Raw genomic sequence first — 19,383 nt, 5'->3', positions numbered from 1 at the left:
GATCCTGCATATTCCAGGCCAGCGGATGCAAAGCGCCCTGCAATTCGACCTGCCCTTCCGACTCAGAGCGAATGCCAACGGCCAAGTTACGGGGAGAAGCGAGAATTGGAAACATGCGTGCGGTTCGCCGGGTATCTCGTGCGCGCTTGAAAAAAATTCCAAAGGCTCCGACCTGGTCCACGAGTGAGGGCAATCACGCTCATGATGATGCGAAACCACAGGCCCACGCAGGCTGCCCTGCTTTCCTTGGCGAGCCTTCTGTTCTTTTCAAGCGAGAGCTGGGCCGAGGAAGGAGCCAACAAGGCCGTTCCGGAGCCGGCGCCACAAAAAGGGGCGCTGACGTTCAACAAAGACATCGCGCCGCTGGTGTTCAACCACTGTTCCTCGTGCCATCGTCCGGGGGAGGTGGCCCCCTTCTCCTTGCTGAACTACCGCGACGTGAGCAAGCGGACCAAGCTGCTCCGATCCGCGATCGAGGAGCGGGTGATGCCGCCCTGGAAGGCGGAGCCGGGCTTCGGTCATTTCGCTGACGAGCGGCGGTTGACCGACGAGCAGATCGCCACGTTCGCCCGCTGGGTCGAAGAGGGGGCGACGGAAGGGGATGCCGCCGACCTTCCCCCGGAGCCCAAATTCGTGGCGGGCTGGAAGCTCGGCGAGCCGGACCTGGTGGTCAAAATGGCCGAGCCTCACGCCTTGGCGGCCGAAGGTCCTGATCTCTACCGTTGCTTCGTCATCCCACTGAAGGTGCCAGCCGGTCAGTATCTCAAGGCGGTTGAGTTCCGCCCTGGAAATCGGCGGATCGTCCACCACGCCGTGCTCACCACGCTTCCCACCCGGGTCGCCCAGGCCAAGCTGGCCGAGAGCGATGGCAAGAGTTTCGGCAGTGGCCTGGCACCGCCGGGCCAGTTGCTCCCCGGACAGCTCGCCTTCTGGACCCCCGGCATGGAGCCCCGCCCGCTGCCGGACGGCCTCGCCGCCGAGTTCCCCAAGGATTCCGACCTCGTCCTGCAACTCCATCTCCACCCCAGCGGCAAGCCGGAGACCGAACAATCGTCCATCGGCTTCCACTTCACCGACCAGAAACCAAGGGGGCGGCTCAAGCTTGTCCTTGTGAACAATAACCAGATCGACATCCCCCCCGGGGACGCGAAATACGAGATCAAGGCATCGAGGACGCTCCCCAACGCGGTCGACCTCTACGGCGTCTTCCCGCACATGCACCTGCTCGGCCGCACCGTGAAGATGACCGCGACCCTGCCCGATGGAACGACGAAACCCATCATTTCCATCGCCGATTGGGACTTCAACTGGCAGAACTATTACCAGTATCAGACCCCGCTGAGCCTCCCGGCCGGGACCAAGCTGGAGGGGACCTGGACGTTCGACAACTCGGCCGATAACTCGGCCAACCCGAGCCATCCTCCCGCGCGTGTGACCTACGGCGAGCAGACCACCAACGAGATGGCCATCCTCATCCTCGACGTCATCCCGACGGGGCCAGCCCCGAAACAAGGGGCCACTCCCACTCCCGCCAAGGCCCCCTCGCCCGAAGAAGTCAGCAAGCGGACCGCCGAGGCGATGCGCCTGATGGACAAGGACGGCGACGGCAAACTGAGCATCGATGAGGTCATGACGGTCATCGGAGCCCTTGAGACCAGGGCCGAGATGGAGAAGCGGTTTGCCGAGTTCGATCGCGATGGGGACAAGAAGTTGAACCCGGCCGAATTGGCCGAAACGCTCAAGTCGTTCCGGAGTCGCCGAAACCCGTAGCCGGCAAGCCCGGCCATCATTCCCCCCAACCCCCCTTCAGCTCGCTCCGACAAGCTCTTGACCGTTCTCAGTAGCACGGCCGGCCGTGCTACTGAGAACGGCTCGATCCTCGAAGCCACCACTCAGTCGAGATAAACAAACTCATTGACGTTGAGCAGCGCCAGGCAGAAGCCCGTGAGACTCTCACGGGTCTCAGGCGTGAGGAAGCGGCGGGCCAGCTCGATTTCCTCGGCCCGAGGCATCCGGCCAAGGGTCAAGCGGTACGCCCGTTCGATCCGGGAATCAAGGGTCGTTGCGCCGGCGATTCGAGAGGCGAGGCCGTGGGCCGCGTCAAGCGCGAGCTTGCTGTTCATCAGGCTGAGGGCTTGGGGGGCGATCGTCGTGACGCTCCGCACAGGGCAACTGGCGTTGGTATCGGGGCGGTCGAACGCTTCAAAGAAGGGGTAACGCAAGTTGCGGCGGACGAAGACGTAGAGACTGCGCCGGTTACGTTCCGCGCTCGTGGGTGAGACGGGCCAAACTGCGCCGTGGCTGCTGAGCTTGGTCAGTTCGGCAGGCAGTTCCGGAAAGACGCAAGGGCCGCCAAGGCTCAGGTTCAACTGGTTCGAGACGGCCAGGAGCGCGTCGCGGATCGCCTCGCCGTCGAGGCGTTGGCGAGCGTGCCGCCAGAGCAGATTGTTCTCGGGGTCGGCCTTGAATGCGCTCGGATCGTTCCGGCTCGATTGCCGATAGGTGGCACTCGTCAGCATCAGGCGATGCATCGCCTTGATGCTCCAGCCTCGGGCGATGAACTCGGTGGCCAGCCAGTCGAGCAACTCCGGATGCGAAGGCCCGGCGCCCATCGTGCCGAAGTCGCTGGCGGTCGCGACGATCCCACGGCCAAAGTGGCGCTGCCAGATGCGATTGACCATCACCCGGCCGGTCAGGGGATTCTGCGGTTCGAGCAGCCATTCGGCCAGTTTGGTCCGGCGGCCCGTGGTTCGTGCGTTCGGCCGGATCACGGGAATCTGGGTGGCGCTGGAGGTCAGAACGGCCGGGAAGCCAGGATCGATCTCGGGCCCCTGGTTGGAGAAATCACCGCGACGCAGCAGGTAGGTTGGCGGTGCCTCGGGACTGACTTCGTCCAGACCGCGAGCCTGGGGCAGCGCAGTCGGCGCCGATTTCTGAACGACGCGCAACCGACTGCGTAGGAGCGTTCGGATCGAGGCCAGGTCCGGCCCCAACAACACGTCGAAGACCTCCGACTTGATCCGGCGGTCTTTCTCCAGGGCGTCGAAAACCAGCTTGACCTCTTGCGGCGTCCGCTCCGAGGCGGCCTTCTGGTAGGCCGAGACCACGTCGTCGGTCACCGTAGCGCGAAGGCCCAACGAAAGTTGCTTGCGCAGGGGGATCTCGAGCGAAAGAATGGCCGATTCGAGCGCGGCCAGATCGGCGGTCCAGGCGGCCACCTGCCGCTCGTTCTCGTGTCGGATCGCCGCCGGAGCGACCGGGTAATCGTCACGGAATCGCGCGGGGGCGAAGAAGGCTTGCAGCCGGTAGAAGTCGGAAAGCCGGATCGGGTCAAACTTGTGATCGTGGCACCGCGCACAGCCGACAGTCAAACCGAGGAAAACCAGGCCGGTCGTCTCGGTGATGTCGTTGAGCGCGTTCTGCCGCCTCAGTTTCTGGTCGTTCAGGTCCACCATGTCGGGATAGCAACGGTTGAAGCCGGTCGCCACGAACGACCCGGAATCATCGGGGGCGATCTCATCTCCGGCAAGCTGCCGGCGCACGAACTCGTCGTACGGCATGTCATCGTTCAGAGCGCCCACGACCCAGTCGCGATACCGCCAGGCATCGGGGCGGGCCTGGTCGAACTCGAACCCGTCGGTGTCCGCATAGCGGGCCAGGTCGAGCCAGTGCTGCGCCCAGCGCTCGCCGTAATGGGCGCTGGCGAGGAGCCGATCGACGACCCGCTCGAACGCGTCGGGCGCCTTGTCGACCAGGAAGGCGTCGAGTTCCTCAGGTGTCGGCGGCAGACCGGTCAGGTCGAACGTGACGCGACGGAGCAAGGTCGAGCGATCGGCCTCAGGCGCGTGCGCGAGACCGTCCTCTTCGAGCCGGGCGAGGACGAACCGATCGATCGGGTTGCGAGCCCACCCTTTCCCACGGACCTCGGGGAGTTCGGGACGCGAAGGGGGGACGAACGCCCAATGCTCCCGATCCTCGTTCGTGATCGCCTTTTCCTTCAGGGGGGTGGCGTCGCGGGTCGGGCCGCTCGGCTCATCGGCCCGAAGCGCAAAGCCAACGCCCCCAACAGACGTAAGGAGCAGAAGCAGAAAGAGAGACAGACAACGGGTCGGTTGCCGCAAACGATTCCCGCTCATGGATTCGGATCCGTTCGTTGGAAAACGATCAGGCCAGGATCGAGGTAACCACTTTACCCGCCGTGTCGGTTAATCGCTCGTCGCGACCGTTGTGGGAAAAAGTGAGCTGCGTGTGGTCGAGGCCGAGCAGGTGGAGGATCGTGGCATGGATGTCATGAACATGCACACGGTCGACCTCGGCACGCAGCCCGACGGCGTCGGTGGCGCCGTGGACCGTCCCTCCTTTGATGCCGCCGCCGGCCATCCAGACGGAGAACCCATGCGGGTTGTGGTCGCGTCCCTTGCCCCCCTCCGACATCGGCATCCGCCCGAACTCCCCGCCCCAGATCACCAGGGTGCTCTCCAACAGCCCCCTGCGTTTGAGGTCGGTCAACAGGCCGGCGACCGGCTTGTCGGTCCTGGCACACATGCGGGCATGATTCTCTTCCACGTCTTCGTGGGCATCCCACCCGGCCACGTCGCCCGAATAGAGCTGGACGAACCGCACGCCGCGTTCGACGAGCCGCCTGGCCAACAAGCAGCGTGTGCCGAACTCGGCCGTGGTCCGCGCGTCGAGTCCGTAGAGTGCGCGAGTCTCGGCCGACTCGCGTGCCAGGTCGACGGCATCGGGGGCCGCGCTCTGCATCCGGTAGGCGAGCTCATAGGCCTGGATCCGCGCCGAGAGCTCGGAGTCTTCTTCGCGTCCCTCGCGATGAAACTGGTTGAGCCGACCGATCAGGTCGAGCGTCCGGCGCTGGCCGCTGGCGGCAGCCGCCTCGGCCGGCCTGAGGTCGAGGATCGGGCTGGCGCCCGAGCGGACGTTCGTCCCCTGGTAGCTCGCGGGCAGGAACCCCGACCCGTAAGCGGGCGGCCCCCCTTTGATCCCACCGCCGGGGTCGGGCAGGACGACGAACGCGGGGAGGTCCTGGTTCTCGGTTCCCAGACCGTAGCCGACCCAACTCCCCAGGCAAGGTTTGCCCATGAGGACCGACCCGGTATTCATCTGGTAGACGGCCTGCGGGTGATTGACGCTATCGGCCCAGCACGACCGGATCACGGCGACGTCATCGACACAGCGGGCGGTGTGCGGGAGAAAGTCGGAAACCTCGATCCCGCTCTGCCCGTGCTTGCGAAAGGTTCGTTTTGTGGCCAACAACGGGTTCGAGGCCACTTTTCGACGGGTCGCCACCATGCCGAAGCTCGCGGGCAACGGTTCTCCGGCGAGGCGCTGAAGGTCGGCCTTGGGGTCGAACGTCTCGAGGTGGCTGGGGCCGCCGTGCATGAACAAGTAGATGACCCGCTTCGCCTTGGGAGCAAAATGGGGCGGTCGGGGCGCCAGGGGATCAGCCGTGGGCTCGGCCCCGAGGAGCGGCTCCTGAGAGAGCAACCAGGACGCCGCCAAGGCCCCGAACCCTCCGCCGGCCTGGCGAAGGAACTCACGGCGACTGCGGGCGGCCGGGAAATGGGGGACCGGGAGGTCGAGTTCCATATGAGGACCCTCGGCGAAACGAAAAAGAAAAGAGGTTAGCTCTCTCGCCAGGCCAATCCAACGCACGTGTCGAAACCGACCGGTGCGCCGATCCGATCGATATCTACTGTAGCAGACAACCCACTCTCCCGCTCGCGAAAACTGCGATGCAGCCTTCGCGATCTTGCCCCGCATCCTCGGGACGACCGTTGCTTCTCTGCAAACAAGCGGCGGGAACCGATGAAGCGCCGTGATTCGCTCAAGGTGCCGACGTGCGTCAAGGCTTTCGACATGGCAGCAATGGCACCAAGTTTGCTTATTTATTACCTCCGGTGAACCGCGATATTTTACTGTTGATATCGAATATCAACACATCTCGCAACCACACGAGGAGCACATCATGAAAGCGCCTCAATGCACAACCATCGTGGGGGTTTTCGAGGATCGGAAGAGGGCCGACGAGGCCATCCGCGCACTTTGCCAGGCCGGGTTCCGCGACGACCAGATCGGCGTCGTCATGCGGCATGCGGAGGAGATCGTGGAAGCCAGGGCCAACGAGGAAGGCTCGCACGCCGGGCAGGGAGCCATCGCAGGCGTCTTGACCGGCCTGGGCCTGGGTGCGCTTACCGGGCTCGGCGTCCTGTCCGGGGTCATTCCCGTGCTTGGACCCGCCATTGCCGCCGGAACGCTCGGCGTGATTCTCTCGAACGCCGCGATCGGCGCCGGAGTCGCGGGTCTCGTGGGCGCCCTGATTGGCGCCGGCATTCCCGAGGAGGAGGCCCACTATTATCAGGGCGAGTTCGAAGCGGGCCGAGCCATCGTGACCGTCAACGCCGAAGGTCGCCTCAACGAGGCCACTGCCATCCTGCGACGCTATGGCGCGTATGATATGCGCACCCAGGTTGCCGTCGCTCGCGAGACCTCCGGTTCCACCTCCGCGCCGTTCCGTCCACGCGAAGGGGCGACCATCCCGCCCAAAACGGAGCGGTCACCCGCCGAGAACAAGAGGATCGAAGTGCCTGTCGAGCATGAAGACGTGGTCATCGAGCGGCCCCCCGTCCACGGCCGAGCCACGACCGAAGGCCTTTCGACAGACTCGATGCGGCAAGGCGAGGAGATTCGGATCCCGGTCCGTGAGGAGCAGGTCGACGTCGCCAAGCAGGCCGTTCAGGAGTCTCAGAGGGTTTCCGGGCAGGTCCGCAAGGGGGAGGTCCCTCTCGACAAAACCGGTGATATCTACGCCCGGACCCAAGGCAAAAACAAGCCTTCGAAGTGAGCTACGTACGGTTCGGCGGTTCCGTTCCGCAAAAAAATAATCGCAAACGCAGTCAGCGGGGGTGCTCGAGCACCCCCGTTAGCGGGGACCGGTCCATCTCAGGCACTTCGCGCAATATGCTGACTGACGACGTCGAGCAATCGTCCCGCCTCATCGACTTCCAGGTTATCGTTGAGCCGGACCCTGAAGACTCGCTCCCCATCCCAACTCCGACTCTTTGCCGCGTCGCTGGCATGAACGATGACCCCTTGGAAGGTTGTCCGACGCAGCAATTCCTCAATGAGTTGTTCGCAGGTGAACAACTCAAGATCGCCTGAATTCATATTGCTTCCTCAAAAGCTCCGGAAGGAGCGTGTGTTGCTCTCGTCGACTGGCTGTCGTTTTCCCAATACGCCCCTCGAATCGGGACGGCGTTCCATATTAACAAAGACGAATTTCTTTCGGTAGCCGGGATTGATCCGCCACAGAATCCCGCAAGCCTAGATTCTTCAACCCAGACCTCGCATCCGCTTCTATTTTCAGCAAAAACCCCTGTCTTCCTAATCCACCAAAACACACATCAGGACAGCAAGCTTCCCTAATTCATCAGAAATCAAGGAGCGATCGATCTCACGGCCGTGGGTTCCCACCGGCTCAGGATCGGGAGTATTTCCGGACGAACTCCCGGGTCGTACGACACAAAGACTCATCGAGAATCTCGTAGACCTTGCGACGGATGGGCGCGGGGATGCCGCCTTCGCGGGCCTCGGCGATCGCCCCGGCCATGCAAGCGATCGTGTCGCTGTCGCCTCCGATCGAAATCGCTCGACGCACGGCGTCTTCAAAGTCGGTGGACTCCAAAAACGCTCGAATCGCCTGGGGCACGCTTTCCTGGCAAGAGATCTGGAATACGTAGGTCTTGCGGATCTCATCCAGCGGCGTGTCGAGGTGATAGCCAAACTCGGCTTCCACGTAATTCTTGATTTGCTCATGACTCTGTCCCGTCCGGGCCAGAAAGACTGCCGATGCGATCGCTTGAGCGCCTTTGATTCCTTCGGGATGGTTATGCGTAACCTCCGCACTCTTCTTGGCTTCTTCCAGCACGGTCTCAAGGGTTTCGTAAGCCAGGCCGACCGGACTGACGCGCATCGCCGACCCGTTCCCCCAACTGTTGTAGGGTTCGGTCCCCTTGGACTGGGCCCATTTGTGAAACGAGCCGCCGTAGCCGGCATGAGGATAGGCGCGATAATACCGCTTCAGAAGGTCCACGTAGGGTATGCCGTTGAGGATGCTGTCGGCCAACGCGACGGTCAGCACCGTGTCGTCAGTGAAACGACAGGATGGCTGAAAAAGCGGGAACTCGGTCGTCTTGATGTTATTGCGCTCGTAGATCGAGCCAATGATGTCTCCCGCAATGGCGCCCAGCATGGGAATAACCTCGGTCTTGGGGTGCGGCGATCATCGTTGTCAGGCTTCGTGGGACCAAACGGCAGTGTACGACCGCGGGAACAATCCCGCGATGCTCGGTGGAGACGTTCCTCCAAATCCTTTTGAGTTCCGATCAGGCCACCCGCAAAACAGGAAGCTCAGCACCTTTGTTTTCGCTCGCCAGTTAGGCGTACGAACCGCCGTCGCGAAGATCCAGCGGCAGCCTTCCACCCCTGAAGGCAAAACCTGCCGTTCAATCGGGCCGGAGGAACGAGGAATAGGCCCTGTCGCCAAAGTACGCGTAGTCAACCTCGTCAAGCTTGGTTCCCGAGAGGAGGCTCTCGATAAAGCCGTTCCGCTCAACTTGCACCGTGTGGAAAATCTTCTTTTCGGGGTTTTCCTTGAGAAAGAAGGTCACCCGTCCTTCCAGGGCCGTGTTCCGGTGCATGCCGTCGACAAGCCTTTTCTGGAACGGGAAGGAACGTTCGAGGTCGCCTTGCATAAGATGGCTCCGGCCCCAGGTGCCCCCGGCCTCGCTGACGAAGGTTTTGCCATTCAAAAGCGCAACGGCGTCATTGTAGGCGAGCACGCAGAGCGAGTGCCGATCGGAGGCGCGCAGCCAGGCAACCAGCTTATCGCAATGACGGTCGGTCTCATAACCATAGTCGGAATCGAGAAAAGCGATCCGCTCAACCTCGTCCGGGATCGCCTCCAGGCCGTTCAGGTAGCCGAAGATGAAGCTCCCGCCGCCGCTGTGGCCGTTGAACACAACGCGAGTCCTCGCGGCCGCGAACCGGCCCTGCACGGCGTCGAGGACCTTTGCAATCGCGACATCTCCATGCGTCTTCCGCCAGGCGGGCCAGCTCTTGAGGTCGTTCTCGAGGTAGGCCACGACGAGCGTTTGATCCTTGATCTTTTCGCGCAGGAACCGGGTCTGGGCTCCGATGTGCTGGATCTCAAAGCGCCAGTCGTCCCCCAGCTGGATCGCCTTGCCGATCGTCTGCTCGATCGTGCTTCCGTTGGGAAGCGCGTAGTAGACCAACAGGACGGGCCCCTCGGAATTGGCCGCTTCGGGCCGATTGATGACGACTCGAACGCCCGGCTCCACGCGAAACTCTTCGTTCGTTTCTCCGGGCGCGGGCACAGGCGGCTTCGAGGGGGGCCTCGACTCGGTGGGAAACTCGGCGAACTCGTACCGCGACCGGCTCATCACACCGTCATGGTTCAAAAGCGGGGCCAGGGCAGGATCGGCGAGAACGTCATCCACGGTGGTCGCTTTCCCGTTGACGGTCAACCGCCGGAGGACGAGCCGGATGCCATGACTGTAGTCAACCCAGGACGCGATATGGCCGGTGTAGAGCGGTTGAATCGGTCTCCCGTCCTCCGTCTTGTGCCAGCCGTAGATGGCCTCTTTCCCGGGCGCGGCGAAGACTCGGTTCGCGATCACGACGTCTTTCTTGTGACCGGCGACCAGAGCGCCGAGCGGCTTGCCTTTTCGCTGGTCGCGGACCGTCGCGTTGTGTTGGATGAAAACGGGGATGGTCGTCATCGCGGGCGAAGGCGGGATGGGCGACGGGTTCAGCTTGATGGCCGCGGCTGCGTGGATGTCGTCGACCATCTTGGGGGTGGGCAAGAGGCAACCGAGCCGATCGGCGATCTTCTGGGCCGTGAAGGGGGTCATCGGGACCAGGAAGTAGTCTTCATCCGAACCGATCGCAAGGTAGTCCGGAGTGACCTGGTAGGTCGCCTTGGCCTTCTCGGTGGCGACGTGGACCGGAACGAGCGTGCGGAGGAAACGCGGGACATTGCCCCGTTCGAACTCCGCCAGGATCTTCGCTTCACGCTCCTGCAACGGTAGATCCGCGAGCGAACGGGCGAACTCCGTTCCGCCGAGCGCCGAGGCTGGCCGGGGCGGCAAGTCGAGCTCGTCCGCCCGGGCTGACGACACAAGGCCCGTCAGTAGGGCCACGATCATCGTGTACTTCATGGATGGGAACGTCCGTGGCTTTTTTCCTCATTGATTAAGTTGCCGGCCGCAGCTCGTTGAGCGTACGGCCGGCGCATCCGGACAGCGTCTATTGATTGACGTTCCCTTGCAACCCCTGGAAGAGCGGAATCATCCCCTTCTCGATGATGGGGCCGACCTGGCTGGGGAGCACGAAGTGGAACTCAATGCCCCGCGGCGCCCGGGGGGTGATCGAACCGCCGAAGAGAGCCGGCTCCTTGGGAAGTCCCTCGGGCACTTTCAACTCGGGCTTATTCAGGGTCGCGCTCAATTGCGACGCGAACATCCGAACCAGTCCCTGGGCGCTCACAATCATCAGGAGGCTGGCCTGCTCGGGCAGCGCGGCGCGGACGAACGGATAAGTAGGAACGGTCCCGAGGCCGGCATCTCCCTTTGTGTAGACATCAATCTGAGCCTTGGCCTCGTCCCAGGTCGGCGTCGTGATGTACAGGACGCGCTTGCCGTCGGTGCCGATCCAGTAGCTGAAGGCATCGCCGCCAAACATGGCTTTCACACTCGCGGCCCCGCCTTGATTCATCGCGCCAAGCTTCGCGAGCTTCTCATCATCGAACGTCGCAACAACATGCGTAAACTTTATACCTTGATAGGTTTCCACGTCGGCGTCGACCTTGACGTCCTTGTAGAAATTCAAAGGGCTATCCGCTTTCTTCATGGCCTGGAGCATCGCCTCGACCGCCGCGATGTACGCCTTGGGGTCCGCCACGTTGATCACGTTGAACGCACGCATCCCGTTCCCGAACGTCACATTGCCCTGAGTTTCGATCTGCCCGAGCTGGTTGAACCGTTCCGTGGCCGCTGTCATCTCGGGGCTCTCCTTGGCACCGGGATTGATCATGCTCAAGCTCATGCTCTGAAGCCGAGCAGCCTCTTTCGCGTCCATGTTCATGGACACGTAGAATGCAGCGTCCGGGGCAAACTTGCTCAGGTCGGCCGCGCCCGACCTGCTCGGGTCGATCGCCTTCGCCACGTCGGAGCCAGCCTTCACGTCGAGCTGACCGCCGAGTTGGAAACCTTCGGCGGCGAAGTCGAGGTTGAGCGCCAGGGAATCGGCCTCCTTGATCGCGTCGAAGAACCGGCCGTACATCGCTTTGATGCCCTCGATCGACGGCCCGTTCGGGCCCTGCTTCCCGGCCTGGTCGAGGGAGTCCATGAACTTCTGTCGCCCCAGATCGATCTGGGCGGCGTAACGGGTCGAAAGCTTCGCAGTGTTGACGAACAGGCCGAGATCGCCGGCCAGGAAGAGCTTGGCGAGCGCAGGGGTGAGGACCTGATCGAGCGTCTTCTCCCCCGGCTTGGCGGCTGCGGCGATGAACTCCTTGTCAGGGCCGAATGCCACGAACCCAGGCCCCTTGACGGCGTACCAGAGGCCGTTGCCGTGGGGATTATCGAACGCGTCAAACCCGCCGTCCTGGGGCTTGAGAGCCACGTCCTTCCCCCCCGCGAGCGACTTGAGCACGCTGCGGTAGTCTTCCTGGATGACCAGGACCGCAAACGGGATCACGCCGTCAGGGCCGGGCGGGACCGCCCGCACCAGGCCCACCCACGCGGTCTTGATGGCCGTCTCGCCATGCTGGTCCTTGAACTTCGACAAGAGATCCGTCAGGGCCGGCTCAGCCATCGCCCCCAACCGAGGGCTCATCGCCTTGAGCATCGCCGTCAGGTCAACAGAGGTCGCCTCGAGGCCACGGCTCCGGATGACCAGGTCGACATCCCCTGGAACCGCTTTTAACCAGGCCGAGTCCGCCGGAGTTTGGCCCAGCGTCGCGGCCACGACCCAGATCGATAATAACTGTGCCAGCATGAGACGAATCTCTCCCCTTCGGATTCGGGAAACGCATCGACGAACTCCCGCCTGAGACCTCGATTCAACGAGGGGGCGAGTTGTCGACCTCAAGAGAACGGCTCACTCTATCGAGTGCCACCAACCGCCGCAAGCGACGCTTGAAGCGTGGGATCATCCGATGATTTATTTGTTCCGATGTCTTGTCTCCTCCCCTCCTGGGGCCGCGAGCGACCCGCCCGCAGTCCCAGGAGAGAGGGAGCACGGAGGCCTTGGTCTTTGGCGCCTGGGTTGGGTACAAAGTGTGGCATCCGAAGGCTTGCTGCTTGGGAAATCAGAAATGGCAGGCAGGGCACCCGCAGTCCCAGGAAAACAAAGAAGAGCTCTTGAGGAGTCGAAACCGAACGTGAATCCATCGAAGGAACGGCATCTCGAATTCAATGCCGGAAGTAGGGGCCAGTGGGACGGGTTCGCCGGGCATCGAGAGCGGGTTACGCAACTGCTAGCAGCCGGAGGGCGACCGGGGGAAAGTCGGCTCTGCGTGCTCGGGGCGGGGAACTGCAACGACCTGGACTTACCCACGCTCTTGAAGGCTCACGGCAACGTCTACCTGGTGGACCTGGACCATGACGCGCTCGCCCAAGGCGCAGAGCGTCAAGGAGTAGCGGTCCACCCGGCGCTCCACCGGCTGGGGGGGATCGACCTCACCGGCATGATTGACGATCTGGCAAACTGGTCGGCGACGACCTCGATCGGCCTTCGAGAGCTCGTGAGCCTGGTCGAAGAACCGACGCGCCTCGTGGTTCCGAATCTCCCGGGTCCCTTCGACCTCGTCGCCTCGACCTGTCTGCTCAGCCCGCTGGTGGGCAATGCGTTCCACTCGGTGGGGGAATCCCATCCGCAGTTCATGGCGATCGTGCAATCCATCCGGGCGGGACACTTGCGCCTTCTGAGCCGGCTGACCGCGCCGGGGGGAACCGCCTTGCTGATTACTGACATCGTTTCTTCCGAGACATTGCCGGCTCTGCCGACTGTCGCAGACTCGGCGCTGCCCGATCTCATGAACGCGATCGTTCGGGAACGGAATTACTTCCACGGGGTCAACCCGGACGTCCTCTGGGCGGCCTTCGAGGAAGACCCCGTCCTTCGCGCGCTTGTGACCGAACGCGAATCGCTCGCACCTTGGCGTTGGAAGCTGCACGCGCGTCTCTACCTGGTCTGGGCAATCCGGTCCAAGGTCGCGCCGGGCTTGCTCCGATAGCCGTCAGCCACCCGGCGAATCCGCCAACGCGAGCGCATTGGGGGCGATCAGACCGTCCGTTACAATGCGCGTCGTGCTCATCGAAGAATTCTCCGAGGGGCCTCACATGACCGGATGCCCACTTGTGGCTCGGAAGCCTTCTCTCTCCAAAAGACAAAAGGGTGTCACCATGACGACCGAACGCCGACCCGTCCTGTTCTTGCTGCGCCAAGGTGCCGTCATGCTGGCGGTCCTCACGATGCAGATGTCGACCATGGGCGCCGACCAGGCCGTGAAGGCGCCGGACAAGCCGATCGTCCTCTTCGACGGCAAGAGTCTCGACGGCTGGAAGAAGACCGAGTTCTTCCGCGCCGGGGTGGTCCAGGTGGTTGACGGCGTGATCGTCATGGCCCCTGGGCGAGCGATGACGGGCATCACCACCAGCCGGCAGGACTTGCCCACGACGAACTACGAACTGAGCTATGAGGCCAAGCGGATCACCGGGTCCGATTTCTTCGCGGCGGCCACCTTCCCCGTCGGCAAGTCGTTCGTGACCTTGGTCAACGGCGGCTGGGGAGGAAACGTCACGGGAATCTCCAGCCTCAACGGCTCGGACGCCTCGGAAAACGAAACCAACAAATTCGTCAAATATGAGAACAAGACCTGGTACAAGTTCCGGGTCCGCGTCACCGATCAGACGATCGCTTGCCAGGTCGACGACAAGGAAATCATCCACCTCGACTATCGCGGCCTGCAACTCGGCACGCGGATCGAAACCCGCCCCAATCAGCCGCTCGGCTTCGCCACTTACGAATCCACCGGCGCCCTCCGCAATATCGAGATCCGGCCGCTGACCACCGCCGAGGTCAAGGCCGCCAACAAGTCGGATCAGTGATCCGCCCACTTCCCCGGACGATCGATCGCGAATCAGCGAAATCCAGAGACCGACGACAAAAAGTCAGATCCGTTCGCCGCAAACGTGCATGGAATAGACAGTGAGGACAACGCGGAGAGGACCGGAGAATGGAGAGATGGCCAACGACACGTCGACCGCCAGTCTGAGGCATCTCTCCACTCTGTTCTCATCCGGGACCCCCTCCGGGCTCAGTGACACCCAACTGCTGGACCGGATCCGAGCCGCGACCAGGGCGGCCAGCACGGCGGAAGCCGCATTCGAGGCATTGATGGCCCGCCATGGGCCGATGGTCCTCGGAGTCTGCCGCCGTGCTTTGAACGACCCGCGCGACGTCGAGGACGCATTCCAGGCTACGTTCCTGGTCCTCGTCCGCAAGTCGGGCGTCGTGCGGGTCGACGACTCGTTGGGCCGATGGCTCTACGGCGTCGCCAGGCGGGTGGCCCACCGGGCACGGACCCTGGCCGAAAAGCGGAGAACCCGCGAAACCGCTTCCTCCACCACGTGGGAACCAGCGTTTCCGGCCCCCGACGCGGAACGAGCGGAACTCCTCGCGGCCCTGGACGACGAACTGGGCCGATTGCCCGAAAAATACCGCGTGCCGGTCTTGCTCTGTGACCTGGAAGGACTCACGCACACCGAGGCGGCGAACCGACTCCAGTGGCCGGTCGGCACCGTCAAAGGGCGGCTGGCGCAGGCTCGAAACCTACTGAGGGGGAGATTGGCCCGCCGAGGGCTGGCTCCCGCCGCCCTCTTTCTCGGTTCGGCCCTCAAGGCAGACGCGCGACTCGTCGTGCCCGCACACCTGGCCGAGAGAACCGTGCGTTCTGCCTTGCCATTCGCCGTGGGCGGTCAGACCGCGGCCACGTTGGCCTCGGCGTCGGTAGTCGCCCTGTCCCGGGGAGCGTTGAGAGCCATGCTTTTTACCAAGCTGAAATTCGTCGCCATCGGACTGCTGGCTGCGTTGGGGATGACGGCCGGGGTCGGAATCCTCGCACAGGCCGGCCACGGCGACGAGGCGGAAAGGTCGAATCGCAGGATCGAAACAGGCCCCGCTTCCGACCTCCCTGGGAGGACTGCGGAAGACCAGCGCCCGGCAAACGCCGTCGCGATCGTCAGCGACGTCGAGTCGGACGCCAAGATCATCCTCCTCGCTCCCAATGGTTCGACGGTGAGGCGTGGCGATGTGGTTTGCCGGCTCGACTCAGCGAATTTGAAAGATCAATTGGCCAAGCAGGTGATCGCGACATTGAGGGCCGAGGCTGCCTATCAAAAAGCAAGGCGGCAGCGTGAAACCGCCGAGATTGCCGTCGCCGAGTATAAGGATGGGATCTACAAGCAGGAACTGCAGACGCTCGAGGGAGAGATCAGCCTGGCTGAGGCCGAACGAGAACGCGCAGAGGATCGGCTGGGATGGTCCCAACGAATGCGCGCCAAAGGCTACCTCTCGAAAGATCGGAACGTCGCCGACAAGATCGCGCTGGACCAAAAGATCTTCGCCTACGAACAGGCGATGGGGAAAAAGAATTTGCTTGAGACGTACACTTCCATCATGACGATCAAGGAGCTCCAGAGCGAGGTTGAACAGGCTCGCGCCGAAGAACGAATTCGGGAACTGGACTGGAGACGAGAGAAGGACAAACGGGCGAAGATCGAAAATCAGATCGCGCATTGCCGAATCGTAACCCCTGTCACCGGCAGGTTGGACTATGCCCGCTGGCCAATCCCCGGGGTCGACGGGCAATTCGCCACCGTCGAGAAGGGGATGACCGTCCGCTGGGCACAACTCCTCTTCTGGGTCCTTCCGTCCGATCGGGGAACGGATCGCTCACGATAGCCCCGCGTCACGATCGACGGGATGCCCGCTGACTCGCCTGGAATCGCTGACATCCCGGTCGATTCCCGTTCGCTCGCGTTGAATTTCCTTTGACGAGAGTCGCTGACTTCGATCCAATAGCCGACAAATTCGACCGACAAGATTTGGTTTCAGTCCAACCGGCCCCAAATCCAACGGTCTTTGTTGCTCCTCTCGTCCAGGAACAAGGAACGCCATGAGGTCATTGCTCGTCCCCCTGCTCCTTGCGTCCCTCGTCTCCTTGGTCGATCCGGCGGACGCAAGAGCCGCGAGCGGGTCGGACCGGCCGAACATTCTGTTTATTATCTTTGATGACTGGGGCTGGAACCACGCCGGGGCTTATGGCTGTTCCTGGATCAAGACGCCGAACTTCGACCGGGTCGCTCGCGAGGGGGTCTTGTTCAAGAACGCGTTCACCTCGAACCCGAAGTGCAGCCCCTGCCGCGCCAGCATCCTGACCGGGCGGAATAGCTGGCAACTCGAGGAGGCGGCCTGCCACTACGGAATCTTCCCGCGCAAGTTCGCGGTCTACCCCGAGCTCCTCGAAGCGGCCGGCTATACGGTGGGCCTCACGGGGAAAGGGTGGGGGCCGGGCGATCATCAGTCCACCGGATTCACCCGCAACCCGGCCGGTCCGCTCTTCGATGAGCACACCATGACACCCCCGGCGTCGGGGATCGCCCGGACCGACTACGCGAAGAACTTCGCGTCGTTCCTCGGCAAACGCAAGGCGGGCCAGCCCTTCTGCTTCTGGATGGGATTCAAGGAGCCTCATCGAGGCTACGAGCGCCACTCGGGTGTTCGCCTCGGCAAACGCCCCGAGGACGTGAAGGTCCCCGCCTACCTCCCCGACCTCGACGTGGTCCGGGACGACCTGCTCGACTACGCCGTCGAGGTTGAGTCGGCCGACGCACACATCGGGAGAGCACTCGAGGCCCTCAAGGATGCTGGCGAACTCGAGCGGACGCTCATCGTCGTGACCTCCGACCATGGAATGCCATTCCCCCGCGTAAAGGGGCAAATCTACGAAGACGGCTTCCACCTTCCCCTGGCCATCCGCTGGGGCGATGGGATCAAGCCGGGGCGGGTTGTTGATGACTTTATTAACGTGCGCGACTTCGCGCCGACCTTTCTGGAACTGGCCGGCCTGCAACCGCACCCGCAAGTGACCGGGCGGAGCCTGGTCGAGTTGCTCCGCTCCAAGGAGTCGGGGTGGGTCGATCGCAGCCGCAACGTCATGCTCGCCGGCAAGGAGCGCCACGACCTCGGCCGCCCCTACGATTGGGGCTACCCCGCGCGGGCCATCCGCACGCCCGAATTCCTCTACGTCCACAACTACTTCCCCGACCGCTGGCCGGCCGGCAACCCGGAAACCGACTTCGGCAACTGCGACCCGAGTCCCACCAAGGAACTGCTCAAAGCCATCGGCGGCGAGTTCTACGACATCGCCTTCGGCAAACGGCCGATGGCCGCCCTCTATCGCCTGGCCGACGACCCGGAATGCGTCCGAAACCTCGCTGCCGACCCCGCTTACACCACCGTCATGACAACCCTACGCGATCAAATGATCGCCATGCTTCGCCAGGAACAGGACCCGCGAGCGCTCGGCAACGGGGCAATCTTCGAGACGTACAAGTACGTCGGGCCGCGCGCCAAGGACTACGACACCTGGCTCAAGTCCCAAACCTTCAACCCACCCACAGAACGCCCAGTGAACAGCGGCAACGCTCCCGCCAAGAAGGCCGGCAGGGGGATCAACTCCGACGCCCCTGCCCCCCGCTGAGCAGAGAGACCGCTTTACCTTTCGCCAGCAAATGTTAAACTACATCGGATGGATGCGTGACTGGGAGCGGGCCTTTGCCTGATTCTGGGGACACCGGGAGATCGGTCATGGACCAGCGGAATAAGACTCGCGACGGCATGACGACACGACGCAACTTCCTCCAGGTGGGCTACTCGGGGCTGCTCGGGATGGGGCTGCCCGGTCTCCTGGCCGGGCGAAGCGCCACGGCAGCAGCCACCGGCGCAATTCCGGGACGGGCGAAATCGGTCATCGTGATCTTGCTGAGCGGCGGCTTGGGCCAGCACGACTCGTTCGACATGAAGCCCGAAGCGCCCGACGGGATCCGGGGGGAGTTCAAGCCGATCGATACGGCGGCTCCCGGTCTCCAGATGTGCGAGCACCTGCCCGGCCTGGCGGCGCGGGCCAAGCGGCTGGCGATCGTCCGGTCGATGTCCCACCCCGAGGGGAACCACCTCTGCGCGGTCCACCGGATCTTGACGGGGCACGCCTCGACCCCGCGAGGCGCCAGCGACCTCGACCGGGTCGCGTCGCGCGATGACTTCCCCTGCTACGCGGCCGTGCTCGACAGCCTCCGCCGCCGGAGCGACGGGATTCCCAACGGCGTGGCCCTGCCGACCCGCCTGGTCGAGGGGCCGCTCACCTGGCCGGGACAGGACGCCGGCTTCCTCGGTCCCCGACACGACCCCTGGCAGCTCAAGCTCGACCCGAATCAAGCGGAATCCAAGGACGACAGCCTCGCCTTGCCGGACGGTCTCGACCCGGCCCGGCTCCATCGCCGCCGCCACCTGCTCGGCCAAACCTTCGTCGTTCCGACGACCGGTGACGCATTCGCCGACCAGCAGGACGCCGCCCTCGCCCTGCTCTGCAACGGGCAAGTCGGCCGCGCCTTGAACGTGGAACACGAAGATCCGCGCCTGGTCGACCGCTACGGCCACCACTCGTTCGGCAAGTCGCTCCTGCTGGCCCGACGCCTGGTCGAAGCCGGGGTGCCGATCGTGCAGGCCTCGATGGGGATCGTTCAGACCTGGGATACCCACACCGATAACTTCCCTCGCCTCAAAAACGACCTCTTACCCCCACTCGACCGCGCCGTCTCGGCCCTCCTCGACGACCTCGATGTCCGTGGCCTGCTCGACGAAACCCTCGTCGTGATGCTCGGCGAGTTCGGCCGAACCCCTCGAATCCATCCGCTCAAACCAGGCGACGTCCCGGGCCGCGATCACTGGCCGGCCGTCTTCCCAGCGATGTTCGCCGGCGGTGGGGTTGTTGGCGGCCAGGTCATCGGCAAGTCCGACCGCCTCGGAGCCTACCCGATCTCGCGAAGCTTCAGCCCCCCTGACCTCGCCGCGACCATCTATCGCGCCCTCGGCGTCGACACAGGGACCGAACTCCGCGACCGACTCGGCCGCCCCCTGACCCTCTGCTCCGGTGAGCCGATGACCTCCCTCTACTCGACCGCGCCGGTCTGACCCCGGCGCCTCCTTCGATTTCCCTCTCGC

Annotated in this window: 13 protein-coding genes; 7 read left to right on the top strand and 6 right to left on the bottom strand. The window is 63.4% G+C overall.

The window, feature by feature from the left end; translation table 11 throughout:
- Positions 1-201: 201 nt before the first annotated feature.
- Positions 202-1,770 carry an EF-hand domain-containing protein gene (locus SINAC_RS22540; RefSeq protein WP_015247896.1) on the top strand — a complete coding sequence of 523 codons (1,569 nt, stop codon included), beginning with the start codon at positions 202-204 and terminating at the stop codon, positions 1,768-1,770.
- Positions 1,771-1,892: 122 nt separating this feature from the next.
- On the opposite strand, the gene SINAC_RS22535 is transcribed toward SINAC_RS22540, so the two are convergent.
- Both SINAC_RS22535 and SINAC_RS22530 read right to left on the bottom strand, forming a co-directional pair.
- Complete coding sequence (locus tag SINAC_RS22535) at positions 1,893-4,136, bottom strand: DUF1549 and DUF1553 domain-containing protein (RefSeq protein ID WP_015247895.1); 2,244 nt, start codon at positions 4,134-4,136, stop codon at positions 1,893-1,895.
- Positions 4,137-4,164: 28 nt separating this feature from the next.
- Entirely contained in the window at positions 4,165-5,604 is a 1,440-nt protein-coding gene (locus SINAC_RS22530; protein WP_015247894.1) for a DUF1501 domain-containing protein, read from the bottom strand.
- A 379-nt stretch (positions 5,605-5,983) separates the two neighbouring features.
- Here SINAC_RS22530 and SINAC_RS22525 point away from each other — a divergent pair, with 379 nt between their 5' ends.
- Positions 5,984-6,859: a YsnF/AvaK domain-containing protein gene (locus SINAC_RS22525; protein ID WP_015247893.1), complete on the top strand. Its 876-nt coding sequence runs from the start codon at positions 5,984-5,986 to the stop codon at positions 6,857-6,859.
- A gap of 98 nt (positions 6,860-6,957) precedes the next feature.
- Here the strand turns inward: SINAC_RS22525 and SINAC_RS22520 are convergent, their stop codons facing one another.
- The 4 genes from SINAC_RS22520 to SINAC_RS22505 all read right to left on the bottom strand — a co-directional run bounded on the left by SINAC_RS22520 (position 6,958) and on the right by SINAC_RS22505 (position 12,093).
- Entirely contained in the window at positions 6,958-7,182 is a 225-nt protein-coding gene (locus SINAC_RS22520; RefSeq protein ID WP_015247892.1) for a hypothetical protein, read from the bottom strand.
- A gap of 310 nt (positions 7,183-7,492) precedes the next feature.
- Positions 7,493-8,266, bottom strand: coding sequence for an ADP-ribosylglycohydrolase family protein (locus SINAC_RS22515; RefSeq protein WP_015247891.1), 774 nt, complete (start codon positions 8,264-8,266; stop codon positions 7,493-7,495).
- Positions 8,267-8,519: 253 nt separating this feature from the next.
- Positions 8,520-10,253 (bottom strand): hypothetical protein, encoded by a 1,734-nt coding sequence (locus SINAC_RS22510; protein ID WP_015247890.1) that lies wholly within the window; start codon positions 10,251-10,253, stop codon positions 8,520-8,522.
- 88 nt (positions 10,254-10,341) lie between these two features.
- Positions 10,342-12,093, bottom strand: a complete 1,752-nt coding sequence (locus SINAC_RS22505) for a hypothetical protein (RefSeq protein ID WP_015247889.1) — start codon at positions 12,091-12,093, stop codon at positions 10,342-10,344.
- 385 nt (positions 12,094-12,478) lie between these two features.
- Between SINAC_RS22505 and SINAC_RS22500 the strand changes: the two genes are divergently transcribed.
- The 5 genes from SINAC_RS22500 (at position 12,479) to SINAC_RS22480 (ending at position 19,353) form a co-directional block, all read left to right on the top strand.
- Positions 12,479-13,333: a hypothetical protein gene (locus SINAC_RS22500; protein ID WP_015247888.1), complete on the top strand. Its 855-nt coding sequence runs from the start codon at positions 12,479-12,481 to the stop codon at positions 13,331-13,333.
- A gap of 169 nt (positions 13,334-13,502) precedes the next feature.
- Complete coding sequence (locus tag SINAC_RS22495) at positions 13,503-14,207, top strand: 3-keto-disaccharide hydrolase (RefSeq protein WP_015247887.1); 705 nt, start codon at positions 13,503-13,505, stop codon at positions 14,205-14,207.
- Positions 14,208-14,343: 136 nt separating this feature from the next.
- Positions 14,344-16,062, top strand: coding sequence for a sigma-70 family RNA polymerase sigma factor (locus tag SINAC_RS22490; RefSeq protein WP_015247886.1), 1,719 nt, complete (start codon positions 14,344-14,346; stop codon positions 16,060-16,062).
- 214 nt (positions 16,063-16,276) lie between these two features.
- Positions 16,277-17,863: a sulfatase family protein gene (locus SINAC_RS22485; protein WP_015247885.1), complete on the top strand. Its 1,587-nt coding sequence runs from the start codon at positions 16,277-16,279 to the stop codon at positions 17,861-17,863.
- Positions 17,864-17,970: 107 nt separating this feature from the next.
- Positions 17,971-19,353 carry a DUF1501 domain-containing protein gene (locus SINAC_RS22480; protein WP_015247884.1) on the top strand — a complete coding sequence of 461 codons (1,383 nt, stop codon included), beginning with the start codon at positions 17,971-17,973 and terminating at the stop codon, positions 19,351-19,353.
- The last annotated feature ends 30 nt before the right edge of the window (positions 19,354-19,383 follow it).

This window comes from Singulisphaera acidiphila DSM 18658 (genome assembly GCF_000242455.2).
Lineage (GTDB): Bacteria > Planctomycetota > Planctomycetia > Isosphaerales > Isosphaeraceae > Singulisphaera > Singulisphaera acidiphila.
This window is presented reverse-complemented; position numbering and strand designations above follow the sequence as displayed.

Bases quoted from the DNA above. Each gene is read 5' to 3' on its own strand.
- SINAC_RS22515 (WP_015247891.1), bottom strand. From the start codon at position 8,266: ATGCTGGGCGCCATTGCGGGAGACATCATTGGCTCGATCTACGAGCGC.
- SINAC_RS22530 (WP_015247894.1), bottom strand. From the start codon at position 5,604: ATGGAACTCGACCTCCCGGTCCCCCATTTCCCGGCCGCCCGCAGTCGC.
- SINAC_RS22520 (WP_015247892.1), bottom strand. From the start codon at position 7,182: ATGAATTCAGGCGATCTTGAGTTGTTCACCTGCGAACAACTCATTGAG.
- SINAC_RS22480 (WP_015247884.1), top strand. From the start codon at position 17,971: ATGGACCAGCGGAATAAGACTCGCGACGGCATGACGACACGACGCAAC.
- SINAC_RS22505 (WP_015247889.1), bottom strand. From the start codon at position 12,093: ATGCTGGCACAGTTATTATCGATCTGGGTCGTGGCCGCGACGCTGGGC.
- SINAC_RS22495 (WP_015247887.1), top strand. From the start codon at position 13,503: ATGACGACCGAACGCCGACCCGTCCTGTTCTTGCTGCGCCAAGGTGCC.
- SINAC_RS22535 (WP_015247895.1), bottom strand. From the start codon at position 4,136: ATGAGCGGGAATCGTTTGCGGCAACCGACCCGTTGTCTGTCTCTCTTT.
- SINAC_RS22485 (WP_015247885.1), top strand. From the start codon at position 16,277: ATGAGGTCATTGCTCGTCCCCCTGCTCCTTGCGTCCCTCGTCTCCTTG.
- SINAC_RS22510 (WP_015247890.1), bottom strand. From the start codon at position 10,253: ATGAAGTACACGATGATCGTGGCCCTACTGACGGGCCTTGTGTCGTCA.
- SINAC_RS22490 (WP_015247886.1), top strand. From the start codon at position 14,344: ATGGCCAACGACACGTCGACCGCCAGTCTGAGGCATCTCTCCACTCTG.
- SINAC_RS22540 (WP_015247896.1), top strand. From the start codon at position 202: ATGATGATGCGAAACCACAGGCCCACGCAGGCTGCCCTGCTTTCCTTG.
- SINAC_RS22525 (WP_015247893.1), top strand. From the start codon at position 5,984: ATGAAAGCGCCTCAATGCACAACCATCGTGGGGGTTTTCGAGGATCGG.